We start from the raw sequence: 19,315 nt of genomic DNA on the forward strand, positions 1-19,315 counted from the left end.
AAGAGTGGTTTTTTTGTTTTTAATTATACTTTTGAATGCTTATTTTAGACAAACTTTTTTAGAATAATAAAGACAATCGAATTACAAAAAAATATGAATATTCAGGATTCCATACAAGCTTTAAGAGATGAATTAAACGTGCATAATTATAATTATTATGTACTTGATAATGCTACAATATCAGATTATGAATTTGATGTAAAACTAAAGCAGCTTCAGGAATTAGAGGAGCAACATCCAGAGTTTTTTGATGAAAATTCACCAACACAACGAGTTGGTGGTACAATTACAAAAAATTTTCAGACAGTAGCTCATGAATATCGTATGTATTCGTTAGATAATTCGTATTCGAAAGAAGATTTAATCGACTGGGAAACCAGAATTCAAAAAGTACTAGGGAATGTTGACTTGCAATATACTTGTGAATTAAAATATGATGGTGCTTCAATAAGTATTACATATGAAAACGGAAAATTAAAACGAGCAGTTACTCGTGGAGATGGATTTCAAGGAGATGATGTAACAAATAATATTAAAACGATAAAATCGATTCCGTTACAACTAAAAGGAAATTACCCACCTGTTTTTGCAATTCGAGGCGAAATAATTTTACCTTTTGCAGGATTCGAAAAGATGAATCAGGATTTAATCGAAATTGGTGAAACACCTTATTCAAATCCAAGAAATACGGCTTCAGGAAGTTTGAAATTACAAGATAGTGCCGAGGTAGCCAAAAGACCATTGGAATGTTTGCTTTATTTTGTAACAGGAAATAATTTGCCTTTTAGAACTCAGTTTGAAGGATTAGAACTGGCAAGAAAATGGGGCTTTAAAGTACCAGTTGAAGCAAAATTGGCTAACAACCTACAAGAAGTATTTGATTTTATAGATTATTGGGATATTCATCGTCATGAATTACCTTATGAAACAGATGGTGTGGTTGTAAAGGTAAATAGTATTCAACATCAAGAGGAGTTAGGTTATACAGCAAAATCACCTCGTTGGGCAATTGCGTATAAATTTAAATCAGAGCGAGTTTCTACTAAATTAAATTCAATTTCTTACCAAGTAGGAAGAACAGGAGCTATTACTCCAGTAGCAAACTTAGAGCCAGTACAATTAGCTGGAACTGTTGTGAAAAGAGCATCTTTACATAATGCAGATCAGATAGAGAAATTAGATATAAGAGTAAATGATACTGTTTTTGTAGAAAAAGGAGGGGAGATTATTCCAAAGATAATAGCAGTTGATTTAACTCAAAGACCAGCAGATGCTGAACCTACAAAATATATTACCCTTTGTCCAGAGTGTGATACAGAATTGGTGAGATCAGAGGGAGAAGCGAATCATTATTGTCCTAATTTTTATGGATGTCCTCCGCAGATTATTGGTAGAATCCAGCATTATATTTCAAGAAAAGCAATGGATATTGAAGGACTTGGAGGAGAAACAGTAGCCTTACTATTTAATAACGGTTTAGTTCACAATTATGCTGATTTATATGAGCTAACAGTAGAGCAAATTTTGCCATTGGAAAGAATGGCTCAAAAGTCTGCTGAAAATCTAGTAAAAGGAGTAGAGAATTCTAAAAAAATTCCATTTGAGAGCGTTTTGTTTGCTCTTGGAATTCGATTTGTAGGAGAAACAGTAGCCAAAAAATTAGCAAAACATTACAAAAACATAGATGCATTGAGTCAAGCTACTTTAATGGATCTTGTTCTAGTAGACGAAATAGGAGAGCGTATTGCAAAGAGCGTGATAGAGTTCTTTGAAAACGATGAGAATAAAAAAATCATTGAGCGATTAAAAGAGTATGGCGTTCAATTTGAGGTAGTAGAAAAAATAAATCCTAATGCAACTACTAAATTTGAAGGAAAAACCTTTGTTGTTTCTGGAGTGTTTTCTAAATTCTCAAGAGACGATATTAAAAAAACGATTGAAGATAATGGCGGTAAAGTAGGAAGTTCAATTTCTGCCAAAACCGATTTTGTTGTTGCAGGTGAAAATATGGGACCCGCTAAATTAGAAAAAGCAAATAAATTAAATATCCCTATAATTTCAGAAGATGATTTTATAACAAAATTAAATGAAAGCTAATACACCATCATTAATTCTTTACTTCTTAGCATTAACGTTTGCGATTATCTTTGATTTCTTAAAAGAAGATTTTATAGGTATGTATGCAAAGGCAATTGTGGTGCCTTCAATATTTATATACTATCTTATTACTACAAATTATAGGATAAGTATAATTCAAGGATTTATTTTTGCCTTTTGCTTTACAGGAGAAGTATTTAATTTAATGGAGGTTGATGCTACAGAGTTAGGTTCTCTTTTTTGTTTCTTATCAGTCTATTTATTGTTTCTAAAACTTATTTTCAACGATTATAGAAAAATAAAGCTAAAAAAAAACGACATATTGCCAGTTGCAATAGTCGTTATATTTATTTTGTATTTATTGGTTTCCGTTTTGGGCTTACAATATGAGAAAGTAGATGATTACCATTTTATTTATACTATATACGGTATTGTATTGAGTATATTAGGATGCGTTTCATTTATCACTTATATAACCAAAGGCACTTATTTGAACCTTCTGTTAACGTTAATGACAACCTGTTTTATCTTCTCGGATATCTTCTTTATTTTCAATCAATCTTTTGATAATTCAATAGTTTTGGTGTTAATACGAGATGTAACACAAATGTTAGCCTATTATTTTATGGTAGGATATTTTATCCAAAAAAGAATTGAAAACTTTCGAATTAAACAATAATTGATTTCCCTTGTGAAGATTTATTCTTGTTGTTATCAAGGTAAAAATCTACTCTACCTACGTTAATTCCATAACAACCAACTTGATTAACTAAAACATCTTCACCAGCTTTGTTTTTTACAACCGTAGGTTTGTCAAGAAAAGTATGCGTGTGTCCACCAATTATTAAATCGATATCCTGAGTTAATTCAGCTAATTTTAAATCACATATTTTAGAAGAATCATCACGATATTTGTATCCTAAATGCGATAAGCAGATTACTAGATCACATTTTTGTTCTTTTTTAAGAATTCTAACCATATCATGTGCAGTCTCTACAGGATCGTTGTAAACAGTTTCTTTATACATAAGTTTGTCTACTAAGCCTTCAAGTTGGATTCCAAGACCAAAAACACCTATTTTAATACCGTCTTTATTAAAAATTTTGTACGGTTTCACAAGGCCGTCCATTGCAGTATTTTTAAAATCGTAGTTAGAAGAAATAAATTCAAATGAAGCATGAGGCATTTGCGCATATAAACCTTCTACACCATTATCAAAATCATGATTACCAATTGTTGAGGCATCATATTTCATCATGCTCATTAATTTAAATTCCAATTCTCCACCATAGTAGTTAAAATATGGAGTTCCTTGAAAAATATCACCAGCATCTAATAAAAGAACATTTGGATTTTCTTTACGAACCGTATCAATTAAAGCGGCGCGTCTTGATACTCCACCCATATTTGCATTACGTGGATCATCGGCAGGAAAAGGATCAATATGGCTATGAACATCATTGGTATGTAATATAGTAATGTGTTTAACATCTGGCGATGTGAAACTGCTCATAGACAAACCTAAACTTAATAATGCTGTACTAGCAGCAGTCTTTTCGATAAAATCTCTTCTTTTCATTTTAAATTATTTTGCGGTAAAACGCTTGAACCCAAAGTTCTTCAATATTTTTTAATTGTTTATTTTATTCTTGTGTAACTCGGATATCTTTAGGTACCGGAATCTTAGGAACAGATTTAAAATAATCAATAAGAATGTCTCGTAATTTGTAATTTAAATCATATTTCTGAACACCTTTTTTAAAGAAGTTCATACTATCACCACCATTTGCTAAATAATCATTTGTGGCAACATAATATATTTTATCGTTTTCGATAGGTTTTCCTTGAACCAGAATTTTCGTTGGAGTGTTATTTTTGGTAATGGTAAAAGTCATTCCAGAAAGAGGTTGAGGTTTTTTCTCAGCAATAAAATAATTAGCCAATTCTACGATTTGTTCTCCTTTTAAAGCAATAACAACAAGGCTATTTTCAAAAGGCATAATTTCAAAAGCAGTTCTTGCAGTAACATTACCCTTAGGAAGTATTGCTCGTATACCACCGTGATTAAGGAAGCAAATATCAATATCTTTCTTCTCTCTAGCATTAAAAACTATGTTACCTCTTTGTAGGCACACATCTGCCATTAGGTTACCAATAGTTGTTTGTAATTTTCCAGTACTTTTGTCTAGCGTTTCTGGACAATAAGAAAGAACACTATCTAAATCTTTATTAATATGTTCTCTATAAGGTTTAATGAAATTTTCTAGTTCAGGAGTTTGTTTCTCAGTACTAGTAATAGGAATTAGCTTACCTTCTATTTTGGAAACTTGATAAGTTTGCTTACTACAAGAAACTCCCAAAAAAAGTGTTAAGAATATAACAAAAAGTTTCAAAAATCCGTTATACTTTTTTAGTTTTACCATCTTAAATGCGACTTAAATAATTAATTTTGTAATCGAGTAAAAGTACTATGTTTTTAAATTATATAAAGGTTTTTTTTGTAAAAAAATCATTAAATAAAAATCTTGATAATGTAAAAAACTGTGCATTTACTACCGATATACAAACGGTTGGTTTACTTATAGATGGAAGTGATTTTTCAGAAAAAGATGCTTTGCTAGCCGAATTGGTATCAAGAGGAATTGTAGAAAAAAATATCAAGGTTGTAGTTTATAAAGATAAATTCGATAAAAAAGAGGCGTATACTTGTCCAACTTTTGGGATTAATCATCTTAATTGGAGTGGAGAGATTACCGAAAATTTGTTGAAAGATTTTATAAAAGAAGAATTCGATTTATTGATAAGTTATTATGATATCGAAAAAGCAATGTTGATGCTAATAACACAGAATTCCAAAGCCAAATTCAAAGTAGGTTTTGCTTCGGTCGATAAAAGGTTAAATCGAGTGATGATTAATACCAATGTACGAGAATATAAAGTTTTCGTGAATGAATTATTTAAGTATTTAAAAAACATTAAACAAAATATAATCTAATATGCAATCATTAATAGGGACAGGCGTTGCACTAGTGACTCCTTTTAAAGAAGATTTTTCAATTGATATAGAAGCGTTACAAAGAATAGTTAATTTTTCTGTAGATGGAGGAATTGAGTATCTTGTAGTTATGGGGACAACTGCCGAAAACGCAACATTAACTGAGGCAGAAAAGGAACTTGTTATTTCGACAGTTATTAATGCAAATAAAGGAAGGTTACCTTTAGTGTTAGGAATTGGAGGGAATAACACCATGCAAGTTGTGCAAGAACTAAAAACAAGAGACTTGTCAGCGTTTGAGGCGATATTATCAGTATCACCTTATTATAATAGACCTACGCAGGAAGGAATCTATCAGCATTTTAAAGCAATTGCCGAAGCATCTCCATTACCAGTTATTTTATATAATGTCCCAGGGAGAACATCAAGTAATATGTTGCCATCAACAGTAATACGTTTGGCAAAAGATTTTGCAAATGTGGTTGCTATAAAAGAAGCTGCAGGCGATTTAGTACAAGCAATGCAATTGCTTAAAAATAAACCAAGTGATTTTCTCGTTATATCAGGAGATGATATGATCGCTTTACCGATTATTTTAGCAGGAGGTTCAGGAGTAATCTCAGTTATTGGACAAGGTTTTCCAAAAGAATTTTCTGAAATGATTCGTTTAGGATTGAATAGAAAAGTAAATGAAGCATTCAAAACACAATACTTTTTATCAGATTGTATTGATATGATTTTTGAGCAAGGTAATCCAGCAGGAATAAAACAAGTGTTTAAATCGCTTGGTATTGCTGAGAATGTTGTGAGATTACCGCTTGTAGCAGCTGATGAGTCACTTGCAAATCGTATTGATGAGTTTGTTAAAAAAAGCATTAAATAAAAATAAAAAAGAAGGTATTTTATTATACTAAAAAATATTTTGTAGAAGCTAAATTAATAACTAAATTTGCCACCGAAACTTCGGTGTGGTTTTACTTGGATATAAGCATCCTGGGAATCATAATAAAAGTAAAAAAATGAAAAAAATAATATCTGTATTGTTTGTCGTTGTTCTTTTTTGTTCATGTAGTGATTATCAAAAAGCACTAAAAAATGAAGATGTAGCAGCTAAATTCGAAGTGGCAACAAAAATGTATGAAGCAGGAAAGTATACTAAAGCAATTCGTTTGTTTGAGCAACTTGCAACATCATATAGAGGGAAACCTCAAGCAGAAAAGTTGTTTTATATGTTTTCACAGTCATATTATAAAACACAACAGTATTATTTAGCAGGATATCAGTTCGAAAGTTTTGCTTCAGGGTATCCAAGAAGTGAAAAAGTAGAAGAAGCGGCTTTTTTAGGAGCTAAAAGTTATTCTATGCTATCACCAGTTTATAGCTTAGATCAAACAGATACTAATAAAGCAATAGATAAGTTGCAAGCATTTATAGATAATTATCCAAATTCAGAATATTTAGTAGAGGCAAATGCAAGCCTTAAAACGCTAACTAATAAATTGGAGAAAAAAGCATATGAAAATGCAAAAGGATATAATACTATTTCAGATTTCAAATCAGCAATAGTAGCATTTGATAATTTTATTGGAGATTATCCTGGAACAGAATTCAAAGAAGATGCATTGTATTATAAATTTGATTCAGCATATCAGTTGGCGATAAACAGTATTTCATCAAAAATGGAAGATCGTTTAAAAGTAGCTAAAACTGCGTATTCGAATTTAATGAAATATAAAAGCGATACTCATTACAAGGTGAAAGCTGATGAGATGAATGAAAGAGTTGAGAAAGAGTTACAAAATTTTACTAAATAAAATAAAGTCATGGATTTAAAAAAGACGAATGCTCCAGTAAATACAATTACCTACAATAAAACTACTATTGAAGAGCCTACAGGTAATGTGTATGAAGCAATAACTATTATGGCTAAAAGAGCAAATCAAATTAATTCTGAAATTAAAAAGGAATTGACTGAGAAGTTAGAAGAATTTGCTACCTATAATGATAGTCTTGAAGAAGTTTTCGAGAACAAAGAACAAATTGAAGTTTCAAAGTTTTACGAAAAATTGCCTAAACCACACGCTTTAGCGGTTCAAGAATGGTTAGACGGTAAAACATACCACAGAAATTCAAATAAATAATACAGTACCATGTCAGTTTTAAACGGTAAGAAGATTTTACTAGGAGTTTCTGGTGGAATTGCAGCCTATAAAACAGCATCATTAGTACGACTCTTTATAAAAGCAGGTGCCGAGATTCAAGTAATCATGACACCTGCTTCTAAGGATTTTGTAACGCCACTTACGTTATCAACCTTATCAAAAAATCCTGTACATTCAACTTTCTTTAATCAAGATGATGAGAATGAAAAATGGAACAATCATGTCGAATTAGGACTTTGGGCTGATTTGATGATAATTGCTCCAGCGACCGCAAATACAATGTCAAAAATGGCAAATGGTACTTGCGATAATCTATTGATAGCAACTTATTTATCGGCAAAATGTCCAGTTTACTTTGCGCCTGCAATGGACTTGGATATGTATATACATCCTTCGACCTTAGCGAGCTTTTCGTCGTTAAAACAGTTTGGAAATACTATTATTCCAGCAGAGAGTGGGGAGTTGGCTAGTGGTTTATCAGGAGAAGGTCGTATGGCTGAACCAGAAAATATTATTGCATTTTTAGAAGCTGATTTAGAAAGTAAATTACCTCTAAAAGGTAAGAAGTTTTTAATTACTGCAGGTCCTACCTATGAAGCAATAGATCCAGTACGTTTTATAGGGAATCATTCTTCAGGTAAAATGGGGTTTGATATCGCATCAGAAGCAGCAAACTTAGGGGCTTCGGTTGTACTAGTTGCTGGGCCTACAAATTGCAAAGTAACGAACTCATCAGTAAAGGTAATTCCAGTAACATCAGCACAAGAAATGTATGATGCATGTCATGAGTACTATTCAGATGTAGATGTGGCAATTGCTGCGGCTGCAGTTGCTGATTATAAGCCAAAAACGGTAGCGTCACAAAAAATAAAAAAGGCTTCAGAAGACTTTACAATAGAGTTAGAAAAAACAAAAGATATCTTATTATCATTGGGTAAAATAAAGAAAAATCAGTTTTTAATTGGTTTTGCTTTAGAAACAGAAAATGAAATTGAGAATGCAAAGCTAAAAATTCAGAAAAAAAACTTAGATTTGATAGTTTTAAATTCTTTACAGGATAAAGGAGCAGGTTTTGGTGGAGGAACAAATAAAGTAACCTTTATTGACAAACATCTTACTATCGAGCCTATGGAATTAAAAACTAAAGAGGCAGTTGCAGCTGATATTTTAAATAAGGTGATAAAGCATTTTTATGAATAAAATACTTACTTTTTTGTTGTTTTTATCTTTTGGTCTTGTACAGGCACAACAGTTAAATTGTACTGTAACTGTAAATTCACAAATGCTTCCTAATGCAAATCAACAAGTTTTTAAGACATTACAGACTGCGTTGAGTGAATTTGTTAATAATACAGATTGGACAGGAAGTTCATTAAAACAAAATGAGAAAATAAACTGTTCGATGTATTTAACTATCACATCTAATAGTTCAGATCAGTTTTCAGGTACAATACAAATACAATCTTCAAGATTAATTTATAATTCGACGTATTCATCTCCAGTTTTCAATTTCAATGATAAGGATTTGAGTTTTAGATATACCGAATTTGAAAATTTATTATACAATCCAAATGTTTTTGAGTCGAACCTTGTTTCTATAATGACATTTTATAGTTACATGATTTTAGGAATGGATGCAGATACTTTTATGCCAGCCTTAGGGACCCCATTTTTTGAAACTGCTCAAAATATTGCTAATGTTGCACAACAAGGAGGTTTTAAAGGATGGAGTCAGTCAGATGGATTGCAAAATCGCTATTTCTTGATTAATGATATGCTTGCGCCAACATATAGTGATTTACGACAATGTGTTTATGGATACCATACAGGTTTGGATCTAATGAATCAGGATTTAAAAGCGGCAAAAGAAAAAATTAAAACTTCGTTGTTACTTTTAGGAAAGTTAAATGCAACGAAACCAAATGCTTTTTTAACCCGAGTGTTTTTTGATGCTAAATCAGATGAAATAGTATCAATATTTACTGGAGGTCCTAGCGTTTCTATAACAGATTTAGTGGAGAATTTAAATAGGGTTTCGCCGATGAATTCTACTAAATGGGGACAGATTAAATATTAAGCATTCAGGTTAAGTTTGCTTATTTCCAAAACTTATATTACAAAAAAGAGATATGATTACTTCATTGTCAATAAAAAATTATGCACTGATTGAAAAATTATCAATTGATTTTTCAAAAGGATTTTCTATAATTACTGGTGAAACAGGAGCTGGAAAGTCAATAATATTGGGTGCATTAGGCTTGGTTTTAGGTAAAAGAGCTGATTTGACTTCGTTGAAAAACAAAGAAGAAAAATGTGTTATTGAAGCGCATTTTAAGATTTCAAAATATAATTTAGAAGCATTTTTTGAAGCTAATGATTTAGATTATGAAGAGGATACTATAATAAGACGCGAAATTTTACCATCGGGTAAATCGCGTGCTTTTATCAATGATAGTCCAGTAAATCTTCAGGAGTTGCAAGAGTTGAGTTTGTATTTAATAGATATTCATTCACAGCAGCAAACACAAGAGTTGTCAGAAGAGAGTGTGCAATTTCAAATTATTGACGCAATAGCAAATAATCAGGAAGTTATTGCAGAGTATCAGAATGTTTTAAAGAAATATAAATCAGATAAAACAAAACTGAATACACTTCTTAAAAAGCAAAGCGAATCTGCCAAAGAACAAGAATATAATACGTTTCTTTTAAATGAATTGGTTGCGGCACAGTTAAAATCAGGACAGCAAGAAGAATTAGAAGAAGAATTTGAGAAGCTTAACAATGTTGAGATTATCAAAGAATCAATAGATAAATCATTGGCTATAGCTAATGAAGAACAATTTGGTGTTACTCATAACTTAAATGAGGTTAAAGCTTCCTTGTATAAAATTGCTGCTTTCTCAACAGAATACCAAACTTTATTCGAAAGACTGACAAGTTTAGCTATCGAGTTTGATGATGTATCGAAAGAGTTGCAAAAGGCATCAGAAAAATTATTGAACGATCCAGCACAGTTAGATTTTATCAGTCAGAAATTGCAGGTTATTTATAATTTACAAAAAAAGCATCAAGTTGCTACAGTTGATGATTTAATCGAAATTCAAACCAAATTAGAAAATTCAGTTCTTGAATTAGGAAATATGGAAGAGGAGATTGCAAAATTAACTACTTCTATAGATCAAAAAGTAACAGAGTTAGATGTTTTTGCGAACAAAATTCATGAAAATAGAATTGCAGCAATTCCATTGTTGTCAGATAAATTAATTACAATATTGGAAACATTAGGAATGCCAAATGTTCGTTTTAAAATTGATATTAATTATGGAGAAACATATTTTCAAAATGGAAAAGATGAACTTCAGTTTTTATTCTCTGCAAACAAAGGAACAGATTTCGGATTGCTTAAAAAAGTAGCTTCGGGAGGAGAGATGTCGCGTATCATGCTTGCTGTAAAAGCAATTTTAGCACAATATTCAAAATTACCAACGTTAATTTTTGATGAAATAGATACTGGAGTCTCAGGGGAAATAGCTATTAGAATGGGTGAGATTATGAAAGAGATGAGTCAGCAAATGCAGATTTTTGCAATAACCCATTTACCACAGATTGCAGCCAAAGGAGGATCACACTTTAAAGTATTTAAGTCAACGGTTGATGATGATACACAATCAGAATTAAAGCTTTTGTCTCAAGAAGAAAGAGTTGTAGAAATTGCTCAAATGTTGTCAGGGTCAGTCGTTTCTGATTCGGCTTTAAATCATGCTAAAGCCTTGCTCAACTAAAAAAATGAGTTATATTTGTCAATTAAATTATTCAGTCATACCAAGTGAAAATAGGTAGTTAAATACCATCATTTTATAAAATAAAAATAAAAAATAGTTCCAAAATTATGATTATAGAACCAAGAATGAGAGGATTTATTTGTTTGACATCTCACCCAAAAGGATGCGAGCAAAATGTAAAAAATCAAATAGAATACATAAAATCTAAAGGGCCAATTGAAGGTGCTAAAAAAGTATTAGTAATTGGAGCATCAACAGGTTTTGGATTGGCTTCTAGAATTACAAGTGCATTTGGATCAAATGCTGCTACAATTGGAGTGTTTTTTGAAAAGCCACCAGTTGAAGGAAAAACAGCTTCTCCAGGATGGTATAACTCAGCAGCTTTCGAAAATGAAGCTCATAATACAGGTTTATATGCTAAAAGTATCAATGGTGATGCTTTCTCAAATGAAATTAAACAACAAACAATAGACTTGATTAAAGCTGATTTAGGTCAGATAGATTTAGTTATTTATAGTTTAGCTTCTCCAGTTCGTTTGCATCCAGTTACAGGAGTATTGCATCGTTCAGTTTTAAAGCCTATTGGAAGTACATTCACTAATAAAACAGTTGATTTCCATACAGGAAATGTAACAGAAGTTTCTATTGAGCCATGTACAGAAGAAGAGATTGCTAATACAGTAGCAGTAATGGGTGGAGAAGATTGGTCAATGTGGATGGATGCATTGAAAAATGAAAACTTACTAGCTCCAGGAGCTACAACAGTTGCTTATTCATATATAGGACCATCTTTAACAGAGGCAGTTTACCGTAAAGGAACTATTGGTCGTGCAAAAGATGATTTAGAAGCGACAGCATTTGCTATTACAGATAGTTTGAAAGATCTAGATGGTAAGGCTTATGTTTCAGTTAACAAAGCATTAGTTACACAAGCAAGTTCAGCTATTCCGGTTATTCCTTTATATATATCATTATTGTATAAAATCATGAAAGCAGAAGGTCTTCATGAAGGATGTATTGAACAAATTCAGCGTTTATTCCAAGATAGATTATATACTGGAAAACCAATTCCTACAGATGAAAAAGGAAGAATCCGTATTGACGACTGGGAAATGCGCGAAGATGTTCAAGAAAAAGTAGCTAAGTTATGGTTAGAAGCAACTACAGAAACATTGCCAGCAATTGGTGATTTGGCTGGGTATAGAAACGATTTCTTAAACTTATTTGGTTTCGAATTTGCAGGTGTAGATTATAAAGCAGACACGAATGAAGTAGTTGGGATAGAAAGCATCGCTTAAACCAGTATAAATTATATAATTATTTAAAACCATCAACCAAAAGTTGGTGGTTTTTTTATGGATATAACTTATCTTTGTTAAAATTTTACAGTTAAAACAAATACTACCTTAATACCGCATACCTAATTATGGTGTTTTCTTTAATTATACCAGTGTATAATCGTCCTGACGAAGTTGATGAGCTATTAGAAAGCTTACTGTTATCTGAATATAAAGAGCCTTTTGAAGTCGTACTAGTTGAAGACGGCTCAACGTTACCATGTGATGAGATAGTTCAAAAATATCAAGGGAAATTAAATATATCCTACTATTTTAAAGAAAATTCTGGGCCTGGTGATTCTAGGAACTATGGAATGCGAAAAGCATTAGGTGATTATTTTATCATTTTTGATTCAGATTGTATTATTCCTCCAAATTATTTGGTTGAAGTGGATAAGGCATTAAAAGAAGATTATGTAGATTGTTTTGGAGGACCAGATAGAGCATTAGATAGCTTTTCGAATATTCAGAAGGCAATCAATTTTGCAATGACATCATTTCTTACAACAGGAGGGATAAGAGGAGGTTCGGAGAAAATAGGAAAGTTTCAACCGCGAAGCTTTAATATGGGATTGTCTCGTAAAGGATTTGAAGCCTCAAAAGGATTTGGGAATATTCACCCAGGAGAAGACCCAGATTTGTCTATACGTTTGTGGAATTTAGGTTTCGAAACTAGACTTTTTTCTAATGCTTACGTATATCATAAACGAAGAATCGATTGGGATAAATTTTCGATTCAGGTGAATAAATTTGGAAAAGCGAGACCAATACTTAATAGTTGGTATCCACAGTATAATAAACTTACTTTTTTCTTCCCAACACTTTTCATTCTGGGACTTGCTTTAGCAGTTATATTGCTAATTTTTAACCTTGACATCTTATTGCAGTTGTATTTTGTTTACTTTATTATGATTTTTATTGTAGCAACAATTCAAAATAAGAGTCTGAAAATTGGTTATTTATCAGTTATTGCAGTTTGGAAACAATTTTATGGTTACGGAACTGGTTTTTTAGAGTCATTTATTAAGATAATTATTTTAAAGAAAAAACCACAAGAAGCCTTCCCAGGATTATTTTTTAAGATTTAATATGACAAAAGTAATAGGCTTAACCGGAGGTATTGGTAGTGGGAAAACTACCATAGCAGGCTATTTTAATGAAATGGGAATTCCTGTTTATATTGCTGATGATGAGGCCAAAAAAGTAATGCAGTCAGAAGAAATAATTGCTGCTATTCAAGCAATATTTGGGGCTGAAGTTTTTGAGAATAATACATTAAATAGAGCCAAATTGGCTGATATTGTTTTTAATAATGCAGATAAATTAGCATTGCTTAATGCAATTGTTCATCCTGCTGTAAAAAAAGATTTTGAGAATTGGTTGCTAAAACATAAAAAAGAACCCTATATAATATACGAAGCTGCAATTTTGTTTGAAAGCGGCCGTTATAAAGAATGTGATATTATAATTACGGTTACCGCCCCTCAGGAAACCAGAATTGAAAGAGTAATGCATCGCGATAAAACTACTCGCGAACATGTTTTAAAACGTATGAATATGCAATGGAATGATGAACAACGTTTAGCGAATAGTAATTACGTTATTCATAATTTGAATCTTAAAAATGCAAAGCAAGAAGTTGTTAAAATTCTTAAAATTTTAAATATTAAACAAAATCACTCTTAAATGTTAATATTTGGTTAATGTATTGTTTAGTATATTGTTAAAATATTAATTTTGTTTCGATGAATAAAATGTTTTTTAGAATTCTTGTTTTATTAATGAGTTTGTCCTTAATAGGGATAATTCTTGTTCAAGTATATTGGTTTACTTCTTCATTTAAAAATAATGATGAGCAGTTTAAGTTTCATGTTAAGCAAGTTATTGGAAATGTAGCCGATAAGCTACAACAGCAAGAAGCGTATAGTTTTTATGACAAGTACAATCATTATAAAGATAGTACAGGTAAAGTTCCACAAAAAAATGATTTGTTAGAATTTTATTACGTTCAGAAAAATCCTAGAACGAATAAAATGATTGTATATTCAAATAGTATTATATCGGAAGATTATAATATAAATGGATCGTTCTTTGATAAAAAATTTACTAACGAAAGGTTTAAGAATTTTAATTCTAAACGTACAACGGAAATCTATAATAATAACAATATAGATAATTCGTCATTACAGCAAAGTTTAATTCCAGATGTAAAGATTGAAAAATCGGGAAATCTAGATGTTTTAGATAATGCACAATTTGAAATATTCTTTAAAGACATTGCTTCAGCAATGCCTATTAATGAAAGAATTACCAAAGAGAAGTTACAAAAACTCTTAAAAAAGGAATTAGAAGAATACGGTGTAAAAACAAAATTTGAGTTTGGGATTTACAGTAGCGGTATTGCAACCAAAATTAAATCGGATGGATTTAAATATGATAAGGAATCAACTTATTCTATACCGATTTTTGCGGATAATGAAGGTAATAATAAATACGAGCTATCAGTAACATTTCCTCATAAGAAGAAGTTTTTATTATCAGAATTGGTAAGTATAACAATATTGTCAATCATATTTACGCTTATTATTATAATTGCATATACAAGCGCATTAAATCAGTTGATACGTCAGAAGCATATATCTGAAATTAAAACAGATTTTATAAATAATATGACGCATGAGTTTAAGACTCCAATTGCGACAATAAATTTGGCTTTGGATGCCATAAAAAATCCTAAAATAATCGAAGATAAAGAGAAGGTGTTTAGGTACCTTCAAATGATACGAGACGAAAACAAGAGAATGCATGCTCAAGTTGAGAATGTATTACGAATCTCTAAATTAGAGAAAAGAGAATTAGATATAAATAAAGAACCAACCGAAATCCATGGGATTATCGATGATGCAATAGAGCATGTAAGTTTGATTCTTGAAGACAGAGGAGGTACTATTACAAATCATTATGATGCAGCGAGAGCAACAGCATTAATTAATGAAGTGCATTTTACTAATGTCTTGGTTAATATATTGGAGAATGCTATAAAGTATTCGCCAGGTATTCCTAAAATTGAAATTTTTACGGAGAACATTAAAGATATGATTCTTATAAAAGTAAAAGATAATGGATTAGGGATGAGTAAAGTGGCTCAAAAAAGAGTTTTTGAGAAATTTTACAGAGAACATACAGGAGATTTACATAATGTAAAAGGACACGGATTGGGCTTATCATATGTAAAGAGAATCGTAGAAGATCATAATGGTCAAGTCTACGTTGAAAGTGAAAAAGGGAAAGGTAGTACCTTTATAATAAAAATACCACTAATAAATTAAAATATGGAAAATATCAATAAAAGAATTCTTTTAGTAGAAGATGACCTTAATTTTGGTGCAGTTCTTAAAGACTATTTAATGCTAAATGATTTTGAAGTTACATTAGCAAAAAACGGAATGGAAGGCTTCGAGAAATTCAAGAAAGACGTATACGATTTATGTATTCTTGATGTCATGATGCCATATAAGGACGGATATACGTTAGCAAAAGAAATCAGAGAGAAAAATAGTGAAGTGCCTATTATCTTCTTAACTGCAAAATCGATGAAAGAAGATGTGTTAAAAGGGTACAAAGCAGGTGCTGATGATTATTTGAACAAGCCGTTTGATTCAGAAGTATTGCTTATGAAAATTAAAGCAATCATTCAAAGAAAATCTTCTGATACAAAAGCAGAGCAAGTTCAATTTGAGTTTAACATTGGTAAATTTCATTTAAATTCAAAACTTAGATTTTTAACTTTTGAAAATGATGAGCCAATAAAGTTATCTCCAAAAGAAAACGAATTATTGAAAATGTTAATCCTTCATGAAAATGACTTAATGCCAAGAGAATTGGCTTTAACAAAAATCTGGAGAGATGATAATTACTTTACTTCAAGAAGTATGGACGTGTATATCGCCAAACTTAGAAAGTATCTTAAACCAGACGAAGATGTTGAGATTCTTAACATTCACGGAGAAGGTTTTAGACTAGTTGTTAAAAACAAAGTAAATGCATAAATAAATAAGCTTCGAGAAATCGGAGCTTTTTTTTTTGTAACTAATCCTGCTTTACGTTACAAGATTTTTCATAAAAAAGCATTTCTAATGATTAAAAATGAGCTTCCGTTGGTTGCTATTTTTACTCAAGAAATGCCTTTTTTTTATTTTAAAATGCTTTCCACTACAATCAGGGCTACATTTTGTTTTTAAAGAGCTATTATTTTTTCCAATTAAGTTGTAATGCAAAACAGGTTTTATCCTCTTTTGTAATACTAAAAGTAGTATTAGCTTCAGTTTCGCTTTCATGGATTACAACACTATCTTTTAAAGATAGTTCTTTCATGAAATTCATCTCAAAACTTTCTATTTCCTGATTTAATATTTTGTCTGAGTCTACGTGATCCAAGCACCATTCAAGGTATTTTACATTATTGACATGGTTCACAATATCTAAATCAGATAAATAAACTGTTTTTTCAAAAACTGATTCTTTCTCTGGGTTGACGCTTATTTTTGAGAAACCATCAACAGTTGCTCTATTATTGGGAAACAATTCAAAATGTTCATAAGGTAAGGCCAAGCCTTCAGGACGACGTGCTTTGGTATTGAAAACCGCCCAAAATGTTTCGCTACCAATAATCTTTTTACCATTTACGTACATTTCTAATGCACGAACAGAGCGAGAATTCTCTAAGCTATTAATCCAAGTTTTTACTGTTATTACGTCTTGCCATTTAGGTAAAGCTATAATTTCTACACGCATTCGGCTCAAAACCCATGCCTGGTCAAATTCCTGCATATCAGTAAAACTAATTCCTCCAACTTCTGAATGAGCTGCAGCGGTTAGTTGTAAAAGATTGCACATGTCAGTATATTTCAAATATCCATTTGGTGTGCATTGCGTAAAATTGATCTCCCAGTCTTTGCTTAAAACAGATGTGAAGTTTGGTGATATGGGCATTGTGAATTATTTTATGTTTTTTTCGATGAAGTTTATTATCTCACTTTTTGGCGTTAGATAATCAAACCATTTGGTGTTTTCATTTCGTTTAAACCAAGTTAGCTGACGTTTTGCAAAACGTCGAGTGTTTTTCTTGATTTCTTCGATTGCAAATTGCAATGTGAATTCGCCATCAAAATAACTAAATAATTCTCGATATCCGACAGTTTGTAGCGCATTTAACGCTTTGTTGGGATGAAGACTCTGAGCTTCTTCTATTAAACCGTTATTTACCATTATGTCTACTCGTTGGTTTATTCGGTCATAAATTACAGCTCTATCTGCTTCTAAACCTATAAGGATAGGAGTGAAGTCCCGATTGTTTTTTTTCTGGTTAAGAAACGAAGAATATGGCTTTTTTGTGCCTAAACAAACTTCTACAAAACGCATCATCCTTTGAGGATTTTGCAAGGTTTGTGGATTTTCGGCACTAAGCTTATCGTAATAACTACTGTCTAATTTTTTTAATTGTTCCTGTAAGTACGTAATCCCGTTTTGCTCGTATTCCTGAGCTACTTGCGCGCGTATTGCAGTATCTATTTCAGGAAATTCATCAAATCCTTTTAATACAGCATCAACATATAATCCTGAGCCACCTATAAGAATCACATAATCGTTGTGTTTGAATAATTCTTCTAATTTGATTATAGCTTCTTTTTCGTAATCGCCTACTGTATAGTTTTCGAATATAGATATATTCTGTATAAAGTGATGTTTAGCAGCCTGTAGTTCGTCAGGATTAGGTACGGCTGTACCAATTGTCATTTCTTTAAAAAACTGACGGCTATCGCACGATAGTATCTCGCACTTGAAATGTTGTGCCAATGCTATACTTAAGGCAGTTTTGCCTATAGCTGTTGGGCCAACGATTGTGATTAAGTATTTCATATTTTTTTAGCCCAGATGGAAATGTAAAACCCCGGACTTAGATTCGTTTACTTTTTTTTGGAATATAAGAGCGACTTTATGAAGCTCCTTTTATGCCTTAAAAAAACACGAATATAAGGAGGAGTTGTAATGTACAGCTGGAATAGCTTCTTAAATTATTTATCTGCTAATGTTTTACCACATTCGTAGCAATATTTAGCATTATCAAAATGAACTTGTGAGTTGCAATTTTTGCATGTTTTTTTTGTGCTAACAGCATTGCTTTTTAGACTGCTTTTTGCAAACTCAGCAGTTACAATTCCAGTTGGAACAGCAATAATTCCGTACCCCATAATCATTACCAAAGAGGCTAAAAATTGTCCCAATGGTGATGCTGGTGAAATATCGCCATAACCTACCGTTGTTAAGGTTACGATTGCCCAATAGATACCCATAGGGATGCTCGTAAAGCCACTTTCTTTGCCTTCGACTACATACATTAATGAACCAATAATTATGGCACTAATAACAACAAAGTAAATAAAAACCAGAATTTTTTCTTTGCTAGCTTCCATTGCTTCTCGAAGCTGTATGGATTGTTGTGAGATTTGTGGAATATGTAAAATTTTGAACAATCGAAAGAATCGTAAGACTCTTACAATGGTTAAAACATTTGTAGCAGGAAAAAATATCGATAAATACATGGGCAATATTGCCATTAAATCGATTATACCGTAAAAACTAAAAACATATTTTACTGGTTTTTGTATTGATATAATACGTAAGACGAATTCAATAGTAAAAAAAGCAGTAATAATCCATTCGCAAATAAGTAGTTGTGAGTGGTATCTTTGGTTGATTCCTTCTACCGTATCTAGCATTACTAAAAGGACACTCAACAAAATAAGCCCCAAAAGCACCAAGTCGAATAAGCGTCCTAAGAAGGTATTTGTACCATAAAGGATGATTTGGGTTTTTTGTCTGAAAAGGTCGTATTTAGATTTGATTCTTATCATGCCTACGAAGATACTGAATGTTAATAT

General features: G+C 31.6%; 19 protein-coding genes. 14 read left to right on the top strand and 5 right to left on the bottom strand.

Annotation, left to right across the window (positions count from 1 at the left end):
* Positions 1–93: 93 nt before the first annotated feature.
* Together ligA and LNQ49_RS21360 are read left to right on the top strand one after the other, a co-directional pair.
* The gene (gene ligA / locus LNQ49_RS21355; RefSeq protein ID WP_229990965.1) at positions 94–2,097 is read left to right on the top strand and encodes an NAD-dependent DNA ligase LigA; all 2,004 of its coding nucleotides are present in this window, start codon (positions 94–96) and stop codon (positions 2,095–2,097) included.
* On the top strand, positions 2,087–2,776 hold the full coding sequence (locus LNQ49_RS21360; protein WP_229990966.1) for a lysoplasmalogenase family protein: 690 nt from the start codon (positions 2,087–2,089) through the stop codon (positions 2,774–2,776). Before ligA ends, LNQ49_RS21360 begins: the two co-directional genes overlap by 11 nt.
* Here the strand turns inward: LNQ49_RS21360 and LNQ49_RS21365 are convergent.
* Both LNQ49_RS21365 and LNQ49_RS21370 read right to left on the bottom strand, forming a co-directional pair.
* The gene (locus tag LNQ49_RS21365; RefSeq protein ID WP_229990967.1) at positions 2,766–3,677 is read right to left on the bottom strand and encodes a bifunctional metallophosphatase/5'-nucleotidase; all 912 of its coding nucleotides are present in this window, start codon (positions 3,675–3,677) and stop codon (positions 2,766–2,768) included. The genes LNQ49_RS21360 and LNQ49_RS21365 overlap by 11 nt on opposite strands.
* Before the next feature lie 64 nt (positions 3,678–3,741).
* Positions 3,742–4,521 carry a 5'-nucleotidase C-terminal domain-containing protein gene (locus tag LNQ49_RS21370; RefSeq protein WP_229990968.1) on the bottom strand — a complete coding sequence of 260 codons (780 nt, stop codon included), beginning with the start codon at positions 4,519–4,521 and terminating at the stop codon, positions 3,742–3,744.
* 47 nt (positions 4,522–4,568) lie between these two features.
* Here LNQ49_RS21370 and LNQ49_RS21375 point away from each other — a divergent pair, with 47 nt between their 5' ends.
* From LNQ49_RS21375 to LNQ49_RS21430, 12 genes are all read left to right on the top strand, one after another.
* Entirely contained in the window at positions 4,569–5,093 is a 525-nt protein-coding gene (locus LNQ49_RS21375; protein ID WP_229990969.1) for a DUF6913 domain-containing protein, read from the top strand.
* Between the two features lies 1 nt (position 5,094).
* Complete coding sequence (gene dapA / locus LNQ49_RS21380) at positions 5,095–5,976, top strand: 4-hydroxy-tetrahydrodipicolinate synthase (RefSeq protein ID WP_229990970.1); 882 nt, start codon at positions 5,095–5,097, stop codon at positions 5,974–5,976.
* A 136-nt stretch (positions 5,977–6,112) separates the two neighbouring features.
* Positions 6,113–6,907 carry an outer membrane protein assembly factor BamD gene (locus LNQ49_RS21385; protein WP_229990971.1) on the top strand — a complete coding sequence of 265 codons (795 nt, stop codon included), beginning with the start codon at positions 6,113–6,115 and terminating at the stop codon, positions 6,905–6,907.
* Between the two features lie 9 nt (positions 6,908–6,916).
* Positions 6,917–7,234, top strand: coding sequence for a DNA-directed RNA polymerase subunit omega (locus LNQ49_RS21390; protein ID WP_129537989.1), 318 nt, complete (start codon positions 6,917–6,919; stop codon positions 7,232–7,234).
* Positions 7,235–7,243: 9 nt separating this feature from the next.
* A complete protein-coding gene (coaBC, locus tag LNQ49_RS21395; RefSeq protein ID WP_229990972.1) occupies positions 7,244–8,455 on the top strand; it encodes a bifunctional phosphopantothenoylcysteine decarboxylase/phosphopantothenate--cysteine ligase CoaBC in 1,212 nt (403 codons plus the stop codon).
* Positions 8,448–9,332: a type IX secretion system protein PorD gene (porD, locus tag LNQ49_RS21400; protein ID WP_229990973.1), complete on the top strand. Its 885-nt coding sequence runs from the start codon at positions 8,448–8,450 to the stop codon at positions 9,330–9,332. Before coaBC ends, porD begins: the two co-directional genes overlap by 8 nt.
* Positions 9,333–9,384: 52 nt before the next feature.
* Complete coding sequence (gene recN, locus LNQ49_RS21405) at positions 9,385–11,037, top strand: DNA repair protein RecN (RefSeq protein WP_229990974.1); 1,653 nt, start codon at positions 9,385–9,387, stop codon at positions 11,035–11,037.
* Between the two features lie 107 nt (positions 11,038–11,144).
* Positions 11,145–12,335: an enoyl-ACP reductase FabV gene (gene fabV / locus LNQ49_RS21410; protein WP_229990975.1), complete on the top strand. Its 1,191-nt coding sequence runs from the start codon at positions 11,145–11,147 to the stop codon at positions 12,333–12,335.
* A 128-nt stretch (positions 12,336–12,463) separates the two neighbouring features.
* The gene (locus LNQ49_RS21415) at positions 12,464–13,462 is read left to right on the top strand and encodes a glycosyltransferase family 2 protein (protein ID WP_229990976.1); all 999 of its coding nucleotides are present in this window, start codon (positions 12,464–12,466) and stop codon (positions 13,460–13,462) included.
* Between the two features lies 1 nt (position 13,463).
* On the top strand, positions 13,464–14,060 hold the full coding sequence (gene coaE, locus LNQ49_RS21420; RefSeq protein WP_229990977.1) for a dephospho-CoA kinase: 597 nt from the start codon (positions 13,464–13,466) through the stop codon (positions 14,058–14,060).
* Positions 14,061–14,119: 59 nt separating this feature from the next.
* Positions 14,120–15,703, top strand: a complete 1,584-nt coding sequence (locus LNQ49_RS21425; RefSeq protein ID WP_229990978.1) for a sensor histidine kinase — start codon at positions 14,120–14,122, stop codon at positions 15,701–15,703.
* Between the two features lie 3 nt (positions 15,704–15,706).
* On the top strand, positions 15,707–16,423 hold the full coding sequence (locus tag LNQ49_RS21430; protein ID WP_229990979.1) for a response regulator transcription factor: 717 nt from the start codon (positions 15,707–15,709) through the stop codon (positions 16,421–16,423).
* Between the two features lie 199 nt (positions 16,424–16,622).
* On the opposite strand, the gene LNQ49_RS21435 is transcribed toward LNQ49_RS21430, so the two are convergent.
* From LNQ49_RS21435 to LNQ49_RS21445, 3 genes are all read right to left on the bottom strand, one after another.
* A complete protein-coding gene (locus LNQ49_RS21435; protein WP_229990980.1) occupies positions 16,623–17,366 on the bottom strand; it encodes an acyl-[acyl-carrier-protein] thioesterase in 744 nt (247 codons plus the stop codon).
* Positions 17,367–17,372: 6 nt separating this feature from the next.
* The gene (gene miaA, locus LNQ49_RS21440) at positions 17,373–18,293 is read right to left on the bottom strand and encodes a tRNA (adenosine(37)-N6)-dimethylallyltransferase MiaA (protein ID WP_229990981.1); all 921 of its coding nucleotides are present in this window, start codon (positions 18,291–18,293) and stop codon (positions 17,373–17,375) included.
* A gap of 155 nt (positions 18,294–18,448) precedes the next feature.
* The gene (locus LNQ49_RS21445; protein ID WP_229990982.1) at positions 18,449–19,288 is read right to left on the bottom strand and encodes an ion transporter; all 840 of its coding nucleotides are present in this window, start codon (positions 19,286–19,288) and stop codon (positions 18,449–18,451) included.
* Positions 19,289–19,315: the final 27 nt, after the last annotated feature.

It is taken from the genome of Flavobacterium pisciphilum, assembly GCF_020905345.1.
Lineage (GTDB): Bacteria > Bacteroidota > Bacteroidia > Flavobacteriales > Flavobacteriaceae > Flavobacterium > Flavobacterium pisciphilum.

Coding starts and splice junctions, on each gene's coding strand:
- ligA (WP_229990965.1), top strand. CDS start 94: ATGAATATTCAGGATTCCATACAAGCTTTAAGAGATGAATTAAACGTG.
- LNQ49_RS21360 (WP_229990966.1), top strand. CDS start 2,087: ATGAAAGCTAATACACCATCATTAATTCTTTACTTCTTAGCATTAACG.
- LNQ49_RS21365 (WP_229990967.1), bottom strand. CDS start 3,677: ATGAAAAGAAGAGATTTTATCGAAAAGACTGCTGCTAGTACAGCATTA.
- LNQ49_RS21370 (WP_229990968.1), bottom strand. CDS start 4,521: ATGGTAAAACTAAAAAAGTATAACGGATTTTTGAAACTTTTTGTTATA.
- LNQ49_RS21375 (WP_229990969.1), top strand. CDS start 4,569: ATGTTTTTAAATTATATAAAGGTTTTTTTTGTAAAAAAATCATTAAAT.
- dapA (WP_229990970.1), top strand. CDS start 5,095: ATGCAATCATTAATAGGGACAGGCGTTGCACTAGTGACTCCTTTTAAA.
- LNQ49_RS21385 (WP_229990971.1), top strand. CDS start 6,113: ATGAAAAAAATAATATCTGTATTGTTTGTCGTTGTTCTTTTTTGTTCA.
- LNQ49_RS21390 (WP_129537989.1), top strand. CDS start 6,917: ATGGATTTAAAAAAGACGAATGCTCCAGTAAATACAATTACCTACAAT.
- coaBC (WP_229990972.1), top strand. CDS start 7,244: ATGTCAGTTTTAAACGGTAAGAAGATTTTACTAGGAGTTTCTGGTGGA.
- porD (WP_229990973.1), top strand. CDS start 8,448: ATGAATAAAATACTTACTTTTTTGTTGTTTTTATCTTTTGGTCTTGTA.
- recN (WP_229990974.1), top strand. CDS start 9,385: ATGATTACTTCATTGTCAATAAAAAATTATGCACTGATTGAAAAATTA.
- fabV (WP_229990975.1), top strand. CDS start 11,145: ATGATTATAGAACCAAGAATGAGAGGATTTATTTGTTTGACATCTCAC.
- LNQ49_RS21415 (WP_229990976.1), top strand. CDS start 12,464: ATGGTGTTTTCTTTAATTATACCAGTGTATAATCGTCCTGACGAAGTT.
- coaE (WP_229990977.1), top strand. CDS start 13,464: ATGACAAAAGTAATAGGCTTAACCGGAGGTATTGGTAGTGGGAAAACT.
- LNQ49_RS21425 (WP_229990978.1), top strand. CDS start 14,120: ATGAATAAAATGTTTTTTAGAATTCTTGTTTTATTAATGAGTTTGTCC.
- LNQ49_RS21430 (WP_229990979.1), top strand. CDS start 15,707: ATGGAAAATATCAATAAAAGAATTCTTTTAGTAGAAGATGACCTTAAT.
- LNQ49_RS21435 (WP_229990980.1), bottom strand. CDS start 17,366: ATGCCCATATCACCAAACTTCACATCTGTTTTAAGCAAAGACTGGGAG.
- miaA (WP_229990981.1), bottom strand. CDS start 18,293: ATGAAATACTTAATCACAATCGTTGGCCCAACAGCTATAGGCAAAACT.
- LNQ49_RS21445 (WP_229990982.1), bottom strand. CDS start 19,288: ATGATAAGAATCAAATCTAAATACGACCTTTTCAGACAAAAAACCCAA.